This is a genomic window from candidate division KSB1 bacterium (assembly GCA_034505495.1).
Classification (GTDB): Bacteria; Zhuqueibacterota; Zhuqueibacteria; order Residuimicrobiales; family Krinioviventaceae; genus Fontimicrobium_A.
Genome location: JAPDQV010000024.1, coordinates 1 through 19,879, shown reverse-complemented (window position 1 = coordinate 19,879; position 19,879 = coordinate 1). Strand labels below are relative to the sequence as shown.

The 19,879-nt window shown below is 57.1% G+C and carries 15 protein-coding genes; 14 read left to right on the top strand and 1 reads right to left on the bottom strand.

Annotated elements, in window-relative coordinates; translation table 11 throughout:
* The 8 genes from ONB24_10215 to ONB24_10180 form a co-directional block, all read left to right on the top strand.
* A partial coding sequence (locus tag ONB24_10215; protein MDZ7316486.1) for a glycoside hydrolase family 95 protein occupies positions 1–1,188 on the top strand: 1,188 nt, incomplete at its 5' end.
* A 48-nt stretch (positions 1,189–1,236) separates the two neighbouring features.
* Complete coding sequence (locus tag ONB24_10210) at positions 1,237–2,931, top strand: formate--tetrahydrofolate ligase (protein ID MDZ7316485.1); 1,695 nt, start codon at positions 1,237–1,239, stop codon at positions 2,929–2,931.
* A 335-nt stretch (positions 2,932–3,266) separates the two neighbouring features.
* Positions 3,267–3,941 carry a YggS family pyridoxal phosphate-dependent enzyme gene (locus ONB24_10205; GenBank protein ID MDZ7316484.1) on the top strand — a complete coding sequence of 225 codons (675 nt, stop codon included), beginning with the start codon at positions 3,267–3,269 and terminating at the stop codon, positions 3,939–3,941.
* A 19-nt stretch (positions 3,942–3,960) separates the two neighbouring features.
* Positions 3,961–4,692 carry a hypothetical protein gene (locus tag ONB24_10200; GenBank protein MDZ7316483.1) on the top strand — a complete coding sequence of 244 codons (732 nt, stop codon included), beginning with the start codon at positions 3,961–3,963 and terminating at the stop codon, positions 4,690–4,692.
* 65 nt (positions 4,693–4,757) lie between these two features.
* On the top strand, positions 4,758–6,773 hold the full coding sequence (locus tag ONB24_10195; protein ID MDZ7316482.1) for a hypothetical protein: 2,016 nt from the start codon (positions 4,758–4,760) through the stop codon (positions 6,771–6,773).
* An 86-nt stretch (positions 6,774–6,859) separates the two neighbouring features.
* Positions 6,860–7,873 (top strand): N(4)-(beta-N-acetylglucosaminyl)-L-asparaginase, encoded by a 1,014-nt coding sequence (locus ONB24_10190; protein MDZ7316481.1) that lies wholly within the window; start codon positions 6,860–6,862, stop codon positions 7,871–7,873.
* A 125-nt stretch (positions 7,874–7,998) separates the two neighbouring features.
* Positions 7,999–11,553: a chromosome segregation protein SMC gene (gene smc, locus ONB24_10185; protein ID MDZ7316480.1), complete on the top strand. Its 3,555-nt coding sequence runs from the start codon at positions 7,999–8,001 to the stop codon at positions 11,551–11,553.
* A gap of 22 nt (positions 11,554–11,575) precedes the next feature.
* A complete protein-coding gene (locus ONB24_10180; protein MDZ7316479.1) occupies positions 11,576–13,009 on the top strand; it encodes a GWxTD domain-containing protein in 1,434 nt (477 codons plus the stop codon).
* 90 nt (positions 13,010–13,099) lie between these two features.
* On the opposite strand, the gene ONB24_10175 is transcribed toward ONB24_10180, so the two are convergent.
* The gene (locus ONB24_10175) at positions 13,100–13,546 is read right to left on the bottom strand and encodes an SRPBCC family protein (GenBank protein MDZ7316478.1); all 447 of its coding nucleotides are present in this window, start codon (positions 13,544–13,546) and stop codon (positions 13,100–13,102) included.
* A gap of 178 nt (positions 13,547–13,724) precedes the next feature.
* Here ONB24_10175 and ONB24_10170 point away from each other — a divergent pair, with 178 nt between their 5' ends.
* The 6 genes from ONB24_10170 to ONB24_10145 all read left to right on the top strand — a co-directional run.
* Positions 13,725–15,017, top strand: coding sequence for a glucose-1-phosphate adenylyltransferase (locus ONB24_10170; GenBank protein ID MDZ7316477.1), 1,293 nt, complete (start codon positions 13,725–13,727; stop codon positions 15,015–15,017).
* Positions 15,014–15,943 (top strand): sugar phosphate nucleotidyltransferase, encoded by a 930-nt coding sequence (locus tag ONB24_10165; GenBank protein MDZ7316476.1) that lies wholly within the window; start codon positions 15,014–15,016, stop codon positions 15,941–15,943. Before ONB24_10170 ends, ONB24_10165 begins: the two co-directional genes overlap by 4 nt.
* 252 nt (positions 15,944–16,195) lie before the next feature.
* Positions 16,196–18,004, top strand: coding sequence for a DegV family EDD domain-containing protein (locus ONB24_10160; GenBank protein ID MDZ7316475.1), 1,809 nt, complete (start codon positions 16,196–16,198; stop codon positions 18,002–18,004).
* 49 nt (positions 18,005–18,053) lie between these two features.
* The gene (plsY, locus tag ONB24_10155) at positions 18,054–18,677 is read left to right on the top strand and encodes a glycerol-3-phosphate 1-O-acyltransferase PlsY (GenBank protein ID MDZ7316474.1); all 624 of its coding nucleotides are present in this window, start codon (positions 18,054–18,056) and stop codon (positions 18,675–18,677) included.
* Complete coding sequence (gene rnz / locus ONB24_10150) at positions 18,674–19,609, top strand: ribonuclease Z (GenBank protein ID MDZ7316473.1); 936 nt, start codon at positions 18,674–18,676, stop codon at positions 19,607–19,609. The genes plsY and rnz overlap by 4 nt, the downstream gene beginning before the upstream one ends.
* A partial coding sequence (locus ONB24_10145; GenBank protein ID MDZ7316472.1) for an EamA/RhaT family transporter occupies positions 19,606–19,879 on the top strand: 274 nt, incomplete at its 3' end. The genes rnz and ONB24_10145, both read left to right, overlap by 4 nt.

The window sequence follows — 19,879 nt, the reverse complement described above, 5'->3', positions numbered from 1 at the left end:
TTTCACACCAACATCAATCTGCAGATGAATTACTGGCCGGCCGAGGTGACCGCTCTGCCGGAAACCGTCGAACCGCTGACGGAATTTTTCCTCAAGTTGATGACGCCCGGGAGCCGCACCGCCAAAAGCATGTACGGCGCTCGCGGTTGGAACATGCATCACCTGACCGATCCTTTCGGTCGCACTGGGCTGATGGACGGCATTCAATGGGGAACTTCGCCGCTTGCCGGCGCCTGGATGACGCTGACCTTTTGGGAGCATTATCTGTTTACTCAAGATGAAGACTATTTACGCGACAAAGCCTGGCCTTTGATGAAAGGCGCGGCCGAGTTTATATTCGATTTTTTAGTGCCGGATCCAAACGGTTACCTGGCTGCCGCGCCGTCGATGTCGCCGGAGAACGCCTACATTCTGCCCGAGGACGGCAAAGCGTATCAGTTGACCTATTCGGCGACGATCGATATTCAGATCGTGCGCGAGCTTTTGAACGCCTGCGTGGCGGCGGCGCCCGTCGTCGGCGCGGATCAAGCCTTCCAGGAACGTTGTCGACAGACCCTCGCCAAGCTGCCGCCGACGCGCATCGGCAAGGACGGCACCATCATGGAATGGATCGAAGACTATGAAGAACAGGAGCCGGGGCACCGACACATCTCGCATCTGTTCGGCCTGCATCCGGCGACGCAGATCACGCCGCAGACATCGGAGCTGTTCGTAGCGGCGCGCAAAACCATCGAAAAGCGGCTGTCGCACGGCGGCGGTCATACCGGCTGGAGTCGCGCCTGGATCATCAATTTTTACGCCCGACTGCTCGACGGCGCTGAAGCCGGAAAACATGTGCAGTTGTTATTGCAAAGGTCAACTTTGCCGAATCTGTTCGACACGCACCCTCCGTTTCAGATCGACGGCAATTTCGGCGGCACCGCCGGCATTGCCGAGATGCTGCTGCAAAGCCATGCCGGCGAAATACATCTGTTGCCCGCTCTGCCGCCTTCCTGGCGGCACGGTCGCGTCTGTGGTCTAAAAGCACGCGGCAATTTTACCGTGGACCTGGAATGGCGCGACGGTCAATTGACGGCGGCGCGCATCGTTTCGAACGCCGGCAGGCCGTGTACGGTGCGCTATGTCGATAAAGTCGTTACGTTGCCGACGGCCGTCGGTCAGGAGCTCATTCTCGGCAAAGATTTCTAAGTACCTCTAAAGACCGCCAAATGAAACGATTCCATGGGGAGTACAGTCATGTTAAGCGACCTCGAAATCGCCAAACGCGCCTCGCTTAAACCGATCAAAGAGATTGCCGCCGGTTTGGGCATCCGCGAAGAAGAGTTGGATCTCTACGGCAATGTCATTGCCAAAATCAACCTCTCGATTCTTCAACGCATTGCCGATCGTCCATTGGGAAAATACATTGTCGTAACGGCTATTACACCGACGCCGTTGGGCGAAGGTAAAACCGTCACCACCATCGGGCTGTCCATGGCGCTCAACCGCATCGGCAAAAAAGCGGTCAGCGCCATTCGCCAGCCGTCGATGGGGCCGACTTTCGGCATCAAAGGCGGCGCCGCCGGCGGCGGCTATTCCCAGGTTGTACCGATGGAAAACTTTAACCTGCACTTTACGGGTGATATGCATGCGGTAAGCGCGGCGCACAATCTGCTGGCCGCCTTTCTTGACAATCACATTTTTCACGGCAACGCCCTGCGTATCGATCCCTACAGCATCACCTGGCCGCGCGTAGTGGACATGAGCGATCGGTGCCTGCGGCAGGTCATGGTCGGCATGGGCAGCCGCGCGAACGGTCCCCTGCGCGAAAGCAAGTGGGACATCACCGCCGCCAGCGAGGTGATGGCAGTGCTGGGACTGTCGCACGACATTCACGATCTGCGCCGGAGATTGTCGCGCATTATTGTCGCGTTCACCGAAGAGGGAGAAGCGGTAACCGCCGAAAGTCTAAAGGCGGCCGGCGCCATGACCGTTCTGCTGCGCGAGGCGATCAAACCCAATCTTATTCAAACGTTGGAGAATACGCCGGTGTTCGTTCATACCGGTCCGTTTGCCAATATTGCGCACGGCAACAGTTCGATTTTGGCCGACAAAATCGGTTTGCGGCTGGCCGAATACGTAGTGACGGAGAGCGGCTTTGGCGCCGACATCGGCGCGGAAAAGTTTTTCAACATCAAATGTCGGCAGATGGAAAAGGCGCCCGACGCCGCGGTGCTGGTGTGCACGGTGCGCGCCCTCAAGATGCACAGCGGCCGATACAAGGTCGTGGCCGGGAAGCCGTTGGATGAGGAGCTGCTCAAACCCAATCCGCAGGCGGTTGAGGAGGGCCTCGGTAATTTGGTCAAGCAGATCGAAAACGTGCGGCTGCACGGCGTGCCGGTGGTTGTGGCGATCAATCGTTTTGACAGCGACGCGGAGGAAGAGCTGGCCGTCATCCGGCGCGCCGCGGTGGAAGCGGGAGCGGAAGAGGCGGTCGAGAGCGAGCTGTGGGCCAAGGGCGGCGTCGGCGGTGAAGCGTTGGCGCACGCGGTGGTGAAGGCATGTGAAAAACCGTCGAACTTTCATCACTTGTACGAGCTTGACTGGAGTATCGAAAAAAAGATCGAGACCATTGCCAAGCAGATATACGGCGCCGGCGAAGTGGAGTACAGCGTGGAGGCGCGGCGCCAAATTCAGCTGTACAAAGACCTTGGTCTCTCCGGCCTGCCGATCTGCATGGCCAAGACGCACCTGTCGCTTTCGGCCGATCCCAAGCTCAAGGGGCGGCCGCGCGACTTTCTCATTCACGTACGCGAGGTGCGCGCCGCCGCCGGCGCCGGTTTTCTCTATCCGATCCTCGGCGACATGATGACCATGCCGGGGCTGCCCACTTCGCCGGCCGGTGAGCGCATTGATATCGATGAAAACGGCGAGATTGTCGGCCTGTCGTAGCGTTTGTAAAGAGTTCCGTTCGATTGAGACAAGGGTTGCCGAAGGCGGCGCTGCCGTCTATGGATTTTGAAAAAAAGCAGAAGGGAAAGGCCAATAAGCAATCCGCCCATGCAGCGTGCATAGGTCTCAAAAACAAAAGCACTTTGCCCGTTTATGCACGGCAAAATCCTTTTTTGAAAATTTTGGGATTCATGCTATTTTAATTTTTGCAGCGCGTTTCGACTCGCAAAGCATCTGAAGACGAAGGAGCAGATTGCAAGCTTGCCCGATTATTAAAAAAGACAAGAAAACGGCTGTTTTGTGCCGCGATTGAGGAACTGAGACGATATTCTAATATGCAGCATCAACAACTTGTCGAACATATTCGCTCGGTTTTGGCGACGATTCCGCCGCATGTGACCGTCGAGGCGGCGGCCAAAACGCGAACAGCCGATGAGGTGCAGGCGGCCGTGGATGCCGGGGTGCGGATCATCGGCTATAACTATGTGCAGGAAGCGCAGCAGATCAAACCCCAGGTTGTCGGGCCGGTGCAGTGGCATCTCATCGGCCATCTGCAGAAAAACAAAGTCAACAAGGCCGTCGAACTCTTTGACTTGATCGAAACGATCGATTCTTTCGAGCTGGCGGCGGCGCTCGATCGGCGTTGCGCGGCGATCGGCAAACGTATGCCGGTTCTGATCGAAGTCAACAGCGGCCGCGAGCCGAACAAGAGCGGAGCGTTGCCGGAAGAGGTTGTGGAGCTTGCTCGACGCACAGCCGAGCTGCCGAACCTGGAGGTGCGCGGCCTGATGACGATGGGCCCGCTGCTCGAAGATCCCGAAGCCATGCGGCCCTATTTTCGGCTGACACGGGAAATTTTCCTGCAGATCAAGGCGTTGCAGATTCCGCATCTGCAAATGGAAATATTATCAATGGGCATGAGCGACAGCTATTTGGTGGCGATCGAAGAGGGCGCTACCCTTGTCAGGTTGGGAACGCTGTTGTTCGGCCCTCGTCGCCTAAAGGTTTAATTGTAAAGGAGCGAGACCCATGAAAAAGCTGATCTTGTTGCTTTGGCTTTCAGTGTTCGTCGCCGGTTGCGGCAAAAAAGAGTCGACTTCGACGCCGACCGGCCCGACCGTTCCGGCCGATGCCCCGCGCTTCAAAACCCACTCGATCATCGTGCCTGCCAAGCTGGCCGCCTCCAGCGATGCGCATGCGCAAATGGTTGCCTATTATATGGGCTTAGCCAATGCGCTGAGCGCTTCGCTGCCGAACTATTTCCTGCCGCCGAACCTGCGCAAAGCAGTTGAGGCCGAAGGCGATGGGCCGTGGGAGTACTCTTGGGTCGAGGGCGAGGCGACCATCACCGTCAAGATTAAAGCGGTAGGTGATAAGTATCTTTGGGAAGTGTACTATAGCGGCAAGAGAAACGATCAGGCTGTAACCAATTGGCTGGGCGTGCGCGCCGAGCAGGCCAAAAACGAACGCAGCGGTTCGTTCACCTCTTTTGTTCCCCCTGGGACGACGATCGCCGCCTCTTTTGTCTGGTCTTTGGGCGCGGCCAATGAGCTGATCTTCCAGGTGGAGGCGCCTTCGTTTATGGCGGGGAGCCGCTTCACCGGCCAAATCAACACCGATCATTCGGGAACTCTAAAAATCGAACAGTTGGTCAACGGCGTTTTCGTGCTGGTGCAGAGCTTTAGCTGGAACGCCGACGGCAGCGGCAGCTGGATCGAATACAACGGCAACGTTATCACGGCACAGGGTTCCTGGAACTGAGGACTCTCATCTTATCGACAGCCGTAACAGACAGGCTCGACCATATTGAGGAACGGAGAAGCTGAATGATCAATTTATTACTCTCGGCGCTGCTGCTGACGGCGCCGATGACGGGAGCGGCTATGGATGCGGCGATCCCTTTGCGCGTCGAAACCGAGCTTTTAAAACGTTATGGGGAAGCGCACCGTTTTCGCATCGAAAGGGGGGTGCGGCAATGCGCGGCGCTATGGCGCGAAACGGACGGCGACGCGGAGCAGTTTTCAAATTTCTGTCTCGACCATTTTGTCGCCGACACCGAATCGCTTCGCCTTCTTTTCGAGCGTATGGAACGGAACCTCGAAATCCTATGGGGGCATGCGCACGAGGTCGGCCGCGAGCTGAAAGCGCCGCTCGAACTGGACCAGGACAGCCTGCCGCTGCTGCGCGTCGACTATCTCTTTGCCGAGTACGATCCTTTTGCACACCTGCAGGAGGATCTGTTTCAGAAAAAGATCGGCTTTGTCGTTCTGCTCAATTTCCCCATTTATTCACTCGAAGAAAAGCTTGCACTGGGTCCGAAGTGGAGTCGCGGGGAATGGGCGCGGGCGCGGCTCGCCGACGCTTTTGACACGCGCATTCCTCCGGAGGTCGCGCAGGAGCTCTCGCGCGCCTATGTGCAGGCCGACGACTATATCGCCAACTATAACATTTTTATGGGCAGGCTATTGGACCCGAAGGGGAAACGGCTTTTCCCGCCTGAACTCAAGCTTATTTCGCATTGGGGATTACGCGACGAGATCAAGAGCCAATACGCTTCAGCCGACGGCCTGCCGAAGCAGCAGCTGATCTACGCGGTCATGGATCGCATCATCCGCCAAGAGATTCCCAAGCAGGTTATCAACAGCGATGAATGCGATTGGGATCCGGTAAACAATCGCCTTTATCGCAGCAACCAGCCGGTCAGCCCAACTCCTGAAGGCGGCGCGCGATACGAAAAGCTGTTGACGATCTTTCACGCTGAGCAGCAGCTGGATCAGTTTTCTCCGCTTTTACCGACCAAGATCGACCGTCGCTTCAAAAAGGACCGCGAGCTGTCCGAAGAGCAGGTCGAGGCGATGATCCGCGAGGTGCTCACTTCGCCGACTACCAAGCAGGTCGCCGGCATCATTCGCAGGCGTCTCAATCGACCGCTGCAGCCGTTCGACATCTGGTACGACGGCTTTAAGCCGCGCAGCCGTTTGGATGCAACGGAACTCGATCGGATCGTCAAGGCCAAGTACCCGAACGTCGCTGCTTTTCAGCAGGGAATGTCGTCCATCCTCACTGGTCTCGGATTCGATACCGAAACGGCGGCTTTTCTGCAGAGCAAAATTACCGTCGATCCGGCGCGCGGGGCCGGACATGCGAGCGGCGCCCTCCGCCGTGAGGACAACGCTCACCTGCGCACCCGCATAGCGCCAACCGGCATGACCTACAAGGGGTACAACATCGCCGTGCATGAGCTTGGCCACAACGTGGAACAGGTTTTTTCGCTCAACCGCATGGACCACTATCTTCTCAGCGGCGTGCCCAACACGGCCTTTACCGAGGCCTTTGCCTTTGTCTTTCAGTCGCGCGATCTGCAGCTGTTGGGAATCTCGCCTGCCGCGGCCGACGATCGCCCTTCGCAGGTTCTTGACGCCTTTTGGTCGACGTGCGAAATCGGCGGCGTAGGCTTGGTCGATATGCGGTTGTGGCATTGGCTTTACGATCATCCCGCCGCATCGCCGACGGAAGTGCAGGCCGCCGTCCTGCAAATCGCCAAAGAGGTGTGGAACGAATTCTTTTATCCTCTCATCGGCGTCAAAGACTCGGTGATATTGGCGATCTATTCGCACATGATTGCCTACGGGCTGTATCTGCCGGATTATTTTTTGGGTCACGCGATCATGCAGCAGATCGAGGAGCATCTGCAGGGCAAGAACTTGGCGCAGGAGATGGAGCGGATGTGCAGGCTTGGGCGTCTGACGCCCGACGCCTGGATGCGCGTCGCCGTCGGTGAGCCGGTGTCCGTCAAGCCGCTGCTGCGCGCGGCGGAACGCGCCGTTAGAGAGTGGAAATAAGATGATGGGAACGTCTGACAATATCCGGCGCAGAGTGAAAGACAATTAGAGTGATCAGATACGACGCACATAGGGAGAAAGTGTCGATGAACGTCAGCAGAAGGAACTTTTTAGCCGGTGCAGGATTGGCGGCGATGCTGCCGTGGGCGCCGCGATTGACGGCCGCAGCCTCCCCTCGCAGGCCGATCCTCCTCTGCAGCCGCGGCGAGTACTGGGGAAGAAAGGTGTTGGAACCCGCCTGGCAGGTTTTGCAACAAGGCGGCAGTATTCTTGACGCCTGTGAAAAGGGCGCCAATGTCGTGGAACTCGATCCGGAGGATCAGTCGGTGGGACTCGGCGGCCTGCCCAACGAGGACGGGGTGGTGCAGTTGGATGCAAGCGTGATGTACGGCCCGACGCACAAGTGCGGTTCCGTGATGGCGCTGGAGGACATTGCTACGCCCAGCTCGGTGGCGCGACTGGTTATGGAGCGCACCGACCACATTCAGCTCGTGGGGGCCGGAGCCAAGCGGTTCGCGCTGATGCACGGCTTTAAGGAGCAAAATTTGCTGACCGAAGAGGCGCGGTTGGCGTGGCTGCGCTGGAAGGAAAACCTCAGCGATGAGGACGACTGGCTGCCGCCGGCCGACGGCAAGTACGAGCTGCGGCCGCGGCCGACCGGCACGATCAATGTGCTCGGCATCGGCCCCAACGGCGAGATTGCCGGCATTACCACCACCAGCGGCCTGGCTTGGAAGATTTCGGGCCGCGTCGGCGATTCGCCGATCATCGGCGCCGGACTGTACGTGGACAATCAGGTCGGCGCGGCGGGCGCCACGGGGCGCGGCGAAGAGGTCATCCGCATTTGCGGCAGTTTTATGGTGGTGGAGCTCATGCGCGCAGGCCGATCGCCGGAAGAGGCCTGCCTGGAAGCCTGTCGCCGTATTGTCGAGATCAACCGCGGCGGCAAGATCAACTTTAACGTCAAGTTCATCGCCGTCAATCGAAACGGTGACGTGGGGTGCGCCGCCATTCGCGCACAATCCGAAGAAGAACCTTCGGTCGCTTTTATCAATGCCGACGGTTTTCGCGTTGTCAAGGGTAAAACTCTGCTCCAATGAAGGGTCGGGAAAAACAGCTTGTTTTTTTAGCCTCAGAGATGTAATTTGCACCCCGCAAAATTTACCGGGGGACGTGCGAGCGCGTCCCGTAACCGCTCATCGTTATAATAATTTTCAAGGCTGCATTGAAACTCACAGAACTGAACATCGTCGGATTCAAATCATTTGCCAAAAAAACGAATCTCGTCTTTCATGACGGCATAACCGCCATTGTCGGGCCGAACGGCTGCGGCAAAAGCAACATTGTCGACGCCATACGCTGGGTGATGGGCGAGCAGCGCAGCTCCGCTCTGCGCAGCGAAAAGATGGACAACGTCATATTCAACGGCTCGGCCGCCGCCAAGGCGGTCGGCATGGCCGAAGTCTCCATCAAACTGGAAAACACGCGCAATCTCCTGCCGGTCGATTACAGCGAAGTGCTGATCACGCGCCGGCTGTTCCGATCCGGAGAAAGTCAATATTTGATCAACGGCAATCCGGTGCGGCTGAAGGACATCCTCGATCTGTTCATGGACACGGGCATCACCGGTAATTCGTATTCGGTCATCGAGCTGCCGCAGATCGAAAAGATATTGAACGGCGAGCCGGAGGAACGGCGCCGCATTTTTGAGGAAGCAGCCGGTATTACCAAATTCAAACAACGGCGCAAGCTGACCTTTAAAAAGCTTGAGGCCACCGAAAAGGACTTGGTACGCGTCGAGGACATTCTTTCCGAGGTGGAAAAAAACGTCCGCAGTCTCAAGCGCCAGGTGGCCAAAGCGGAACGTTATCAGGAAATTGCCGGCGAGCTGCGCCGTCTGGAAATTCAAACGGCGACGCATGAATATTCGCGTTTGCTGAGCGAACTGGAGCCGTTGGAAACGACGCTCGCGCTGTCGATCGACGATCGGGAAAAGGCGGCGGCGGAGCTTGCTTCCCACGATGCCGGCTATGAGGCGCTGCGCGCGCAGCTATTGAATCAGGAAAAAGCACTTACTGAGGAGCAGAATCGGCTGAATCAGCTCACACGCGAGTCGCAAAAACTGGAAGAGCGGGTGTTGGTGAACAGCGAGCGCATTCGCACGTTGAATGAGATGCAGGAGCGCTATCAAAAGGAGCGTGTCGGCCTGGTCGAGCGCCTCGGCGAGCTGGAGCAGACGCATGATGAGACCGCCTTTGCCGCACGAGAAGCCAAAAGGCAGCTCGAAACTGCCCAGGCGGAGCTTGAGAAAGTCAATGCCGAATATCAGTCTCTGCGGGCGTTGTACGACGCCAAGCGTGCGGAAATCAAGCAGACCGAGACGGAGCTGCTGATGTTGACCGAAACGCTCTCCAAAAAGCAGAACGAAGGCGAGCGTCTGCGCGCTACCGAAGAGGGATTGTCGCGGCGGCTGGAGCAGCTTTCGGCGGAATTAGCGCAAGCCGACGATCGACTGGAGGTGGTTAGTCGCGAACTGCAGGTTGCCCGCGCCAAAGAAACGGAGCTGGCGGGAAAGCTCGCCCACGCACGCGAGCGGCTGGCGGAGAGCTCGCAGCGCGCCGAAGAAGCACACACGGCGCTCGACCGCCTCAACAAGCTCGATCTGCAGGATCGCAACCGTATCGAAGTTCTCGAAAACAACGCCGAGATGATCCGCAAGATCATGGAGAGCTACCAGGACTATCCCTCCGGAGTGCGGTTCCTTGCGACGGTGCAGTCCGACCACTTTATTCCGGAAGGGGCGGTGGCCAATGTGATTACCGTATCGCAGGAGCATCGAACGGCGATCTCTTCGGCGTTGGGTGAAGCGGCCGCGTACCTGATCGTCAAAGACACGGCCACAGCATATGCCGGAATCGGGCTTTTGCAGCAGGACCGCAAGGGATTTGTCTCCTTTTTGCCTTTGGATCAGCTCAATGCCGATTTGCCTGCGCATCCCGACGTCGAGGATCTCGGTGTGGTCGGGTGGGCGAACGAGCTGGTGCGCTGCGAAAGCAAATATCGACCGGTCGTCGATGTACTGCTGGGCGATTTTCTTGTGGTTCAGGACTTGGAGACGGCAGATCGTCTGTTCGATCGATTAAAAAAGCAGCATATCAACATTGTGACCCTGAGCGGCGAGGTGCGCGGGCATTGGGGCGTCATCCGCGGCGGCAGTCACAGCAAACGTCAATCGGATATTGTCGGCCGCCAGGAAGAGCTGCAGCAGCTGGCGCAGGAGATCGAAGGGCTGCAGTCGGCCTGTGAGCGGAGAAAGGCGCAGATCGCCGCAAAAGCGGAAGAAGAACGCCACGGCCGAGAGCAAGCCGCCATATGGGCGCATGAAGTCAAAGAATTGGAAACTTATTTGTCCGCTGTTCGTTTGGAGGTCGGCAGGCTGGCGTTCGAAGAGAGTCGGCTCAGAGAAACTCAGAGCCGGGCGCAGCAGGAAAAGGATGACCTGATGGCGCGCGCCGCTGAGTTGAGTCGCAGTCTGCAGCTGCAGGACAGCGACTCGCGCTCGCTGCAGGAGCGTCGGGCAGCGGTTTCACAAAAGCTGCAGGGTATGGAGGAAGAGTTCCGCAGCCTGGAGGCGGAAGTTAACCGCGTCGGCGAGCGGATGCAAAAAATCCAGATCTCTGTGGCCAAGCTGCAGAGCGAGTACGATGCGGAGCTTCGCCGCAGCGATTCGGTGCGGCAGCAGCTGAACGAGACGCGCCGGATGATCGAGCAGCGTGACGAGGAGAGTCTTCGCGCCGCGCAGGAAGTTGAAGAGCTGGCCGCTGTTAATGAAGAGTATCGCGGTCATATTGAAGAGCTGTCGAGGCAGATCGAGGCTTCGCGGGCGCGACTGGAAGAGCTGCGCGAGCAACAGTATCAAACCAACGTCCGCGCCGACGAGATGGAAAAGGTCATCCGCGAGCTGCGGCGGCAGAGCCAATCCTTGGCTGATTCTGTGCACCAGCTCGAGCTGCGCATAAGCGAGCTGCGCATGCGCGCCGAGAATCTTGTCAGCCGCATCAGGGAAGAGTATGAACACGACCTGCGGCGCGAGCCGATCGATTCCGAATTTGATGTCGAGGCGGCGCGCAGCGCGGCAGCCGATTTAAAGGAACGACTCAAGAGTATGGGACCGGTCAATCTGCTGGCGCTGAAAGAATACGAGCAGGAAAAAGAGCGCTACGATTTTCTCAACGCTCAGCGCGAAGATCTTCTCAAGGCGCGGGAAAACTTGACCGAGACGATTGAGCTGATCAATAAAACGGCGCGCGAGCGCTTTTTGGCGACATTCGAGCAGGTGCAGAAAAATTTCAATCGAGTGTTCGAGACATTTTTTGAAGGAGGTCGCGCAACGCTGGTATTGCGGGAAGGCGACGATCCGCTGGAGGCGGAAATCGATATTTATGCGGCACCGGGTGGTAAAAAACCGGCGTCGCTGCAGCTGCTCTCGGGCGGCGAAAAATCGCTGACCGCCGTCTCGCTGTTGCTTGCCATTTATTTAGTCAAGCCCAGTCCCTTCTGCATTTTCGATGAAGTGGATGCGCCGCTGGACGACAAGAACGTCGAACGGTTTGCCGCGGCGTTGCGCGAGTTTTCCAAGAACACGCAGTTCATCGTCGTGACGCACAACAAGCTCACGATGCGCGTCGCCGATCAGCTCTACGGCGTGACGATGGAGGAGGAAGGCGTGTCGCAGGTTGTTTCGGTTAAATTTGAAACGGCCGAAAAGTATGCGGCCTGATTTTATGACTATGGGAGTTGGTATGAAATTCATGCGTTACTGTCTGGCTGCCATGCTCTTTGGCGCAACGATTTTGTCCGCTGATGACGAATCAGACCAGGCGCGCCAAATCCGTTTTTATTTTTCCGCTGATTATGCCTCATTTCGCGCCGCCGATTCGCTCGTCTACCTCGAGTTTTATGCCGCCTTGGACCGCAAAGTACTCACCTTTAAACGGCTCGAGGAAGAGGGAAACAAATTTGCGGCCGAGTTTTTGGTCGAGGCCGAGATTTCCCGGCAAGGGCAGGTTCTGCAGAACCGTATTTGGCGCTCGCGCGATACCCTTGATTCGCTCGACACGCACGCTTTGAACATGACCATTCCCATTATCGGAGCGTTTACCGTTCCGCCGGACGAGTATCAGCTCGAACTGCGTTTGACCGACCTTTTCGGCGAAAACCGTCGACAAAGCGTAAAATTCCCCATCCGTGCGGTTTCTTACCAAAAAGGCCTGGTCATCAGCGATTTGCAGTTGGCGATGAGCATCGAGCGTGATGCCGCAGCGGGCTCGTTTACCAAGAACGGCTTCAAAGTACTCCCGCATCCGGCGGCTGTCTATGGCATCGGCATGCCCATTCTTTATTGCTATGCGGAAATCTATAATCTGGCGCCTGGGGAAAGCGAAGAGGGACGCAAATACTCTGTCACGTATCGGGTGTTGGATTCGGATGGGAAAGAGGCCAAGACATTTCCCGCCCAAGTTCGCAGCAAGCCGGGCGAGTCTTCGGTGCTTGTGCAGAATTTGAATGTCGTGACCTTGGTCTCCGGCACGTATCAGCTCGAAGTGAAGGTGCGTGACCATCAGACCGGTGCAGAGGCAAAGGCAGCGCATCGGTTTTTCGTCTATCGTCCGGATGATTTTGCCGCCGGCGGGGCTGCGTTTCAGGCAATGGAAAAGTCGCAGGGACAAGGGAGTCCCGGCATCGACGCCGACCGCTATGACGTCATGAAGGAGGAAGAGCTGGATTTAGAGTTCGACTGGGTGCGCTACATCGCCAAACCGGAGGAGCTGAGCACCTGGAAAAAGCTCAATTTGGCCGGCAAGCGGGAGTTTATCAAGGAATTTTGGGCTGCGCGCGACGCAACACCTGGAACGCCGATCAACGAGTTCAAAGAAGAATACCTGGCGCGCGTGCGTATGGCGAATGCGCTCTATCGCGGGCCGTTCAAGGACGGCTACAAAGGCGACCGCGGCCGGGTGCTGCTGCTTTACGGCAAGCCGGATGAAATCGAGCGCTTTCCCTCCAGCAGCGATGCGCGCGAATATCAAATCTGGCACTACTATTCGATTCAGGGTGGGGTCGATTTTATCTTTGTCGACAAGCGCAGCATGAACGACCTGGAACTGGTTCATTCCACCGCCCGCGGGGAAATCTATGATCCCGATTGGATGCGCTTTATCGATGTGAACTATTGAGTCGATATTCCTGACTTATATCCGCCCGCCGCGGTATAATACTGCGCGGCGGAATTTCACAGTCCATCAGCCGCCTTTCGGCGGCTTTTTTTATGTCCGCTCGAGGAGTCGGCGCGTCTCCTGATGGCGAAAGGCAAACAGGCGATCCAACTGCGGCTTTAGAATCCAATCGCGCATCGGCGCGCTGAACGGCTCATACGGCAGCGCAAAATCGAGCGTGTCGCGCAGCAGTGTGCCGTCGTTATGCGGCAGGAACTCGTGCAGATGCTCATATCGCGCAAAGGGGCCTTCTTCCTGCACATCGACAAAGCGGCGGTTAGGGACGAATTCGGCGATGCGCAGCCGCCATTCCCAGACGACAAACCAACGGCCGGTTCGGACGGTAATTCGCGTCCCCTCGCGCATGTTGCCGACGATTTCCACGATTTCCAGTTTGATATTGGGCGGCGTGATTCGCCGGAGGTTGGCGATGTTGCTGTAAAAAGCAAACGCGTCCGTTACGGGCGCCCGCACGACCGTTTCATAACAGAGCTTCATAGGGGTTCCTCCGCACAAAAAAAGAGTTGCACTTGGCTGAGAAGCTTGTATATTTTCGACAGGAAATATACGCCGATTCGGGAAACGATTCAATTGATTTAAGCCGCTTCGATCATGCGGTGCCGACGGCGCGGCGCAAACGACACACTGCGAACCATCTACTCGGCGGGAGAGTGCCATGCGAAATGTTCTGGGGATCATCCTCGGCGGCGGACAGGGAACCCGCCTCTATCCGCTAACCAAACTGCGGGCCAAACCGGCGGTTCCGATCGCCGGAAAGTATCGCCTGATCGACATTCCGGTCAGCAACTGCATCAACTCGGGAGTGCAAAAGATCTATGTTCTCACGCAGTTCAATTCTGCCTCCCTCAATCGTCATCTTAGCCTGACTTATCACTTTGGTCCCTTCAGTGAAGGTTTTGTCGAAGTATTGGCGGCGCAGCAGACTCTGGACAACATGGGCTGGTTTCAGGGTACCGCCGATGCCGTGCGGCAGTGCATGCGTTATATTCAAAGCTACAACATTAGCGAATACCTTGTGCTCTCCGGCGATCACCTCTATCGTATGGATTATCGCAAATTCATCGAATACCATCGCCAGAACGACGCTGATTTGACGATTCCGGTCATTGCCGTGGAAGAGGAGCGCGCTTCGTCCTTCGGCCTCCTTAAAACCGATGCGGAGAATCGGATCATCGAGTTCAGAGAAAAGCCGAAAGGCGACGCCTTGAAGGAAATGGCGGTCGATACTCGCCCGCTCGGATTGTCGGATGATGAGGCAAAGCGAAAGCCCTATCTCGCCTCCATGGGCATCTATGCCTTTCGCAGCGACGTGCTGCGGCACCTGTTGGCCCGCGATCCGAACCAAAAGGATTTCGGCAAGGAAATCATTCCGACCGCCATCCATGAGCTGAAGGTAAAGGCCTATTTGTTCAAGGGCTATTGGGAGGACATCGGAACGATCCGCTCTTTTTACAACGCCAACATGGCGCTGCTGCGCTATCCCAATCCGCCGTTCAGCTTTTTCGATGAGAGTGCGCCGATCTACACCCGCCAGCGCTTCCTGCCGCCGATCCGCCTCATCAATGCCGACATCGTCGAATCGATGATCGGCGAGGGCTCCATCATCACCAACGCCAAGATTCGTCGATCGCTGCTCGGCATCCGTACGATCGTGGGCGACAGCGTACAGATCGAAGATACTTTGATCATGGGTTGCGACTATTATGACAGCTCGGGTCGACAGGAAATGAGTAACGGCAACGAGGCAATTCCGCTCGGCATCGGTCGCGGCTCGGTCATCAAAAAAGCCATCATCGACAAGAACGCCCGTATCGGCAAAAATGTGCGCATCGAAAACCGCGATCAGATCGAATTCGACGATTCCCACGAGCAGGAAGGGTGGTACATTCGCGACGGGATCGTCATCATTCTCAAGGATGCCGTGATTCCCGACGGAACCGTAATATGACCAGGCCGAAGGCCCTCATTACTGCGGCCGGCAAAGGGACGCGTCACTATCCGGCCACGAATGCGGTGCAGAAAGAGATGTTTCCGCTGGTCGATCGCGACGGCATCAGCAAGCCGACGCTGCAGATCATTGTTGAAGAAGTGCTGGCGGCCGGCATTGAGGAAATCGCCGTGATCGTCCAGCCGGGCGAGGAGGAACAGTTTCGACGCCACTTTACGCCGCTTAGAGAAAACGAGCGGCCGGCTTTTCGCGACAAGCCGTGGGCCGAACAGCAATCGGCTAAATTGGCGCAAATCGGCGCCAGGCTTACCTTTCTGTATCAGACCGAGCAAAAGGGCTTTGGTCATGCGGTCTATTGCGGTCGCGAATGGGCGGGCGATGCGCCGATTCTGCTGCTGCTCGGCGATCACGTCTATCTTTCGCGCACCGACCGTTCGTGCGTGAAGCAGGTCCTTGAGGTCTTTGGCCGCACCGGCAAATCGGTGTTCGGACTGCAGCGTACGCCTGCGGAAGAAATCCATCTTTTCGGTGTGGCGGCCGGAAATCCATGCGGCGAAGGCTTGTACGAGCTGCATACCATCCTCGAAAAGCCCTCGATAGAGGAGGCGCGTCGACAATTGCGGGTCGAGACCCTTCCTCCGGATCAGTTCCTCGCTATTTTCGGCATCTATGTTCTTACGCCGACGATTTTCGACATCCTGGATGAGCATATACGAACGGACAGGCGCGAACGCGGTGAGATTCAGCTCACTTCGGCGCTTGCAGAGCTGATTGCGCGCGAAGGAGCCCTCGGCTATGAGGTTCAGGGCGAGCGGCTCGATATGGGAACGCCGCTCGGCTGGCTGCAGACGCAGATTGCTCTCGCCGCAGCCGGAGTCTATGCGCAGCCGCTGAAGCACTATCTTCGCACGCGGTTCCTCCTCTGATCAGCCTCCTTGCTTTGAAAGTGAGAAAAAGCGGTTGGAACTCTGAGGAATTTGGACTAAATTCATTAGAATAAGAAATGAAACGTCAAGTCTGCAGGCTTTACGACTTGGGGCAGCGAGGTCGGGATTGATTAGGAGTTCTCAGTCGTTCTCCGCGTGCGGCAGTAGGGGCGTTTTTAAAGAAAGTATGCCTTTTCCGGCGTTTAGCCGAACGGCGCGGCGTCGGATAGGAAAAAGAAGTCAGAGTGCAGTATGAAGGAAAAAAAATCGGCGATTACTCGTCTCAACGGTCGTCAGCTCAAGCATTCGATCATTGCCTCCGCAGCCAAAATGGAGCAAAAGCAGGAGGAGCTGAACGACATCAATGTTTTTCCGGTGGCGGACGGCGATACCGGCACCAACATGGCGGAAACGCTTCGTTCCATCGCCGAACGCGCCCATGAAGTGGAACACGATTCGTTCAGCGAGGTAAGCAGCGCCTTGGCTGATACGGCGCTGGAGAATGCCCGCGGCAATTCGGGCGTGATTTTGGCGCAGTTTTTTCAAGGTTTGGCCGAAAGCAGCGCCGGAAAGGACGAAGTGGCGCCCACAGATTTTGCCGAAGCAGTCGAGGGCGCCGTGGCTTATGCCGAATCAGCCGTGTCGCAGCCCAAGGAAGGAACGATTTTGACGGTGATGCGCGACTGGGCAGCGCACATCAAAGAACATGCTCACCTCAAAGAGGATTTTGTCGATCTTTTAAAGGGAGCTTTGGCGCGCGCGCGTCAGTCTTTGAGCGAAACGCCGAAAAAGCTTCAGGTGCTGCGCAAGGCCGGCGTTGTGGATGCCGGGGCGCAGGGATTCGTTCATCTGCTCGAAGGAATTCAGGAATTCCTCGAAAACGGCCGATTTGCCGCGCTCAGTTTTGGTTCGCAGGTGGCCGAAGCGCTGCGCCATCATGTGCATCGCTCCGACGAGGCGGTGCGGTTCCGTTACTGTACCCAGTGTCTCATTCTCGGCGAAAATATCGATCGCGATCACATCAAAGCTCAGCTCATGCCGTTGGGTGATTCGTTGATCGTCATCGGCAACCCTCACAAGGTGCGCGTTCACATTCATACCAATCGGCCGCAGGAGGTGTTTGCGATTGCGGCGCGCTTTGGAACGGTCGCCAAGACCAAAACCGAGGATATGCGGGCGCAGGTGGAAAACAAGATCGGCCGCCCGGCTCGTTCCGGCATTGCGCTGATTACCGACTCGACCTGCGATTTGCCGGAAGAGGTGATCAAGCGCCATCAGATTTTTGTTGTGCCGGTTCATCTCAAAATCAAGGACCGTTCCTTTATAGACCGCGTCGAAATCCAGCCGGAAGAGTTTTACAAGCTGTTCGCTGAATCCGGTGGCGTGATCAGCACCTCGCAGCCGACGCCGGCGGCGTTCGTAAAAGCCTATGCCGAGGCGGCGGAGACGCGTCTTTCGGCGATCGCCGTCTTCCTCAGCGGCGCCCTCAGCGGTACCCTCAACGGCGGCCTGAACGCGGTGCGCTCGGTTGAAGACAAGCTGCGGGTTGATGTCGTCGATTCGCGCAGCACCAGCGCCGGTTTGGGGCTGATCGTTCAGGAAGCGGCGCGGCTGATCGAACGGGGCTTTCCGCACGACGAGGTGCTGGAAAAACTGACAAAACTTATCCCAAGACTGCGCTTTTTCGTCAGCATTCCGTCGCTCAAACAGCTGCTCAAAAGCGGCCGCGTGCCCAAGATGAAGGGATGGGTTGCAGAGTTGTTGAACATTCATCCTGTAATCGGCTTTAACGCCGAAGGCCGCTTGGTTCAAGCAGCCAAAGCATTCGGACGCAAAGCGCTTAATGAGAAGGTTTACCGTTTGACGGAAGAATATGCGGCCACACTCAAGAATCCCCGCTTCGGCATTGCACACGTCATGAATCGGCCTTTGGCGGAAGAGTACCGCGAGCGGCTGGTGCGCCGTTTCCGCACCGACGACGTGTTCATTGTTCCGGCCAGTCCGGCTTTGGGGGCGCATGTGGGATTCAACGCCTGCGGCATCGCCGTCATAGGCGATTAAGGTATTTGGGGTCGTAGCCCGCTTTCAAGCGGCAAGTGGAGGCTTGTGAATGAAAATTTTCGTCATGATTTTGCTTTCTTATTTGGTCGGTTCTTTTCCGACCAGCATCATTGTCGGTAAGCTGTTGCGAGGCATCGATATTCGTGAACACGGCAGCGGCAATGCCGGCGGCACCAACGTCTTTCGCGTCCTCGGCCCCGGGCCGGGCATTTTCGTGATGGCTTTCGATGTCTTTAAGGGATTTGCCGCCACGTTTTGGATATCGAGGTTCGCCGCGGGAACGCTCGATTCCGGTCTGCTTATGCTGATGGCCGGTTGTGCGGCCATCATCGGTCACATTTGGACGGTCTTTGCCGGCTTTCGCGGCGGCAAAGGCGTCGGCACTGCAGCCGGCATGATGCTGGCGCTCTATCCGGCGGCTTTGGGCATCTGTCTGCTCGTTTTCCTGCTCGTCTTTTTGCTGACGCGCATTGTCTCTGTTTCCTCGATGAGCGGCGCCGTAGCCCTGCCGATTGTGCTGACGATTTTCCGCTACGTCCTCCATATACCCGTCAAGAATTCGCTGTATCTCTTTAGTTTTTTTGCCGCCGCGCTGATCATCTTTACGCATCGCTCGAACATCAAGCGGCTATTGAACGGCACTGAGAATCGTTTCGGAAAAAAGAAGGCGTGACCGACCTCCTTCGTCTCCATTTTCTAGGCACCGGTGCCGCGGCGCCCTCTCCGTCGCGCAGGGCCCCTTGTTTGGCAATACAGCGGGAAAACGAAATCATTCTTTTGGATGCCGGAGAGGGCTTTCAAGTCAGGCTGCAGCAGGCGCGACTTTCTGCAGCAAAAGTTCAGGCCGTTATCATTTCGCATCTGCACGGCGATCATCTCTTTGGTCTTCCCGGATTTCTCACCTCTCAACAGTTGTTTCAGCGAACCGCTCCATTGACGCTCTATGGTCCGGCAGGGCTTGCCGGCCTGCTCGATTGGATCGCCTCCCTTGCCAAATATACCATCGATTTTCCTTTGAAGATTGTCGAACTGACGGAACCGCTGCATCGATTTTCCGTTGGCAGTTTTCGAGTGACGGCGCGGCTGCTCGAACACAGCGCTCCGTGTTACGGCTATCGGCTGGAAGAGCCGGATAAGCCGGGCCTATTCGATACGGTAAAAGCCGCCGAGCTCGGCATACCCGAAGGCCCGGAGCGGCAACAGCTCAAGCGGGGTCTGCCTGTAAATATCGACGGACGCTTGATTCGGCCGGAGGAGGTCGTCGGCCCGTCGACACCGGGGAGAGTCATTGCCTATTGCACCGATACCCTGCCTTGCGAGGCCGGTATGGAGCTGGCCCAGAATTGCGACGCGCTCATTCACGACGCCACGTTTTCCGACCGCTATGCCGAGCGGGCCGTTGCGAGCTTTCACTCGACCTCGCGACAGGCGGCGTGCCTGGCGCGCGCAGCCGGTGCCCGCAGGCTCTTTTTGTGGCATCTCAGCATCCGCGTCCACGGAGAAGAGGAGGGAGCGCTTTTGCAGGAGGCGCGGGAAGAATTTGCGCCGAGTTTTCTGCCGAACGATCTGGAATGGTTCGATCTTCCGCGCCGGGAGGAGGGGTGAACGCGCTGCAACGCCAGTCGGCGGCAGTTCTCGGGTTCGGATTGCTCGCCATCTCTTCATCCTCGATCCTGACCAGGCTCTGCCAAGCGCCGGCGCTGACTATTGCTTTCTATCGCGTTGCCGTGGCTTCAGCCGTCTATTTCGTCTTGAGCGGCGCGCGCTCCGGTGCTATTAATCGCAGTCGTTTCAAAGCTTCGGCTTTGGCCGGATTCTTTCTGGCTGTGCACTTTGCCGCGTGGATCACCTCGTTGAGCTTTACCAGCGTGGCCA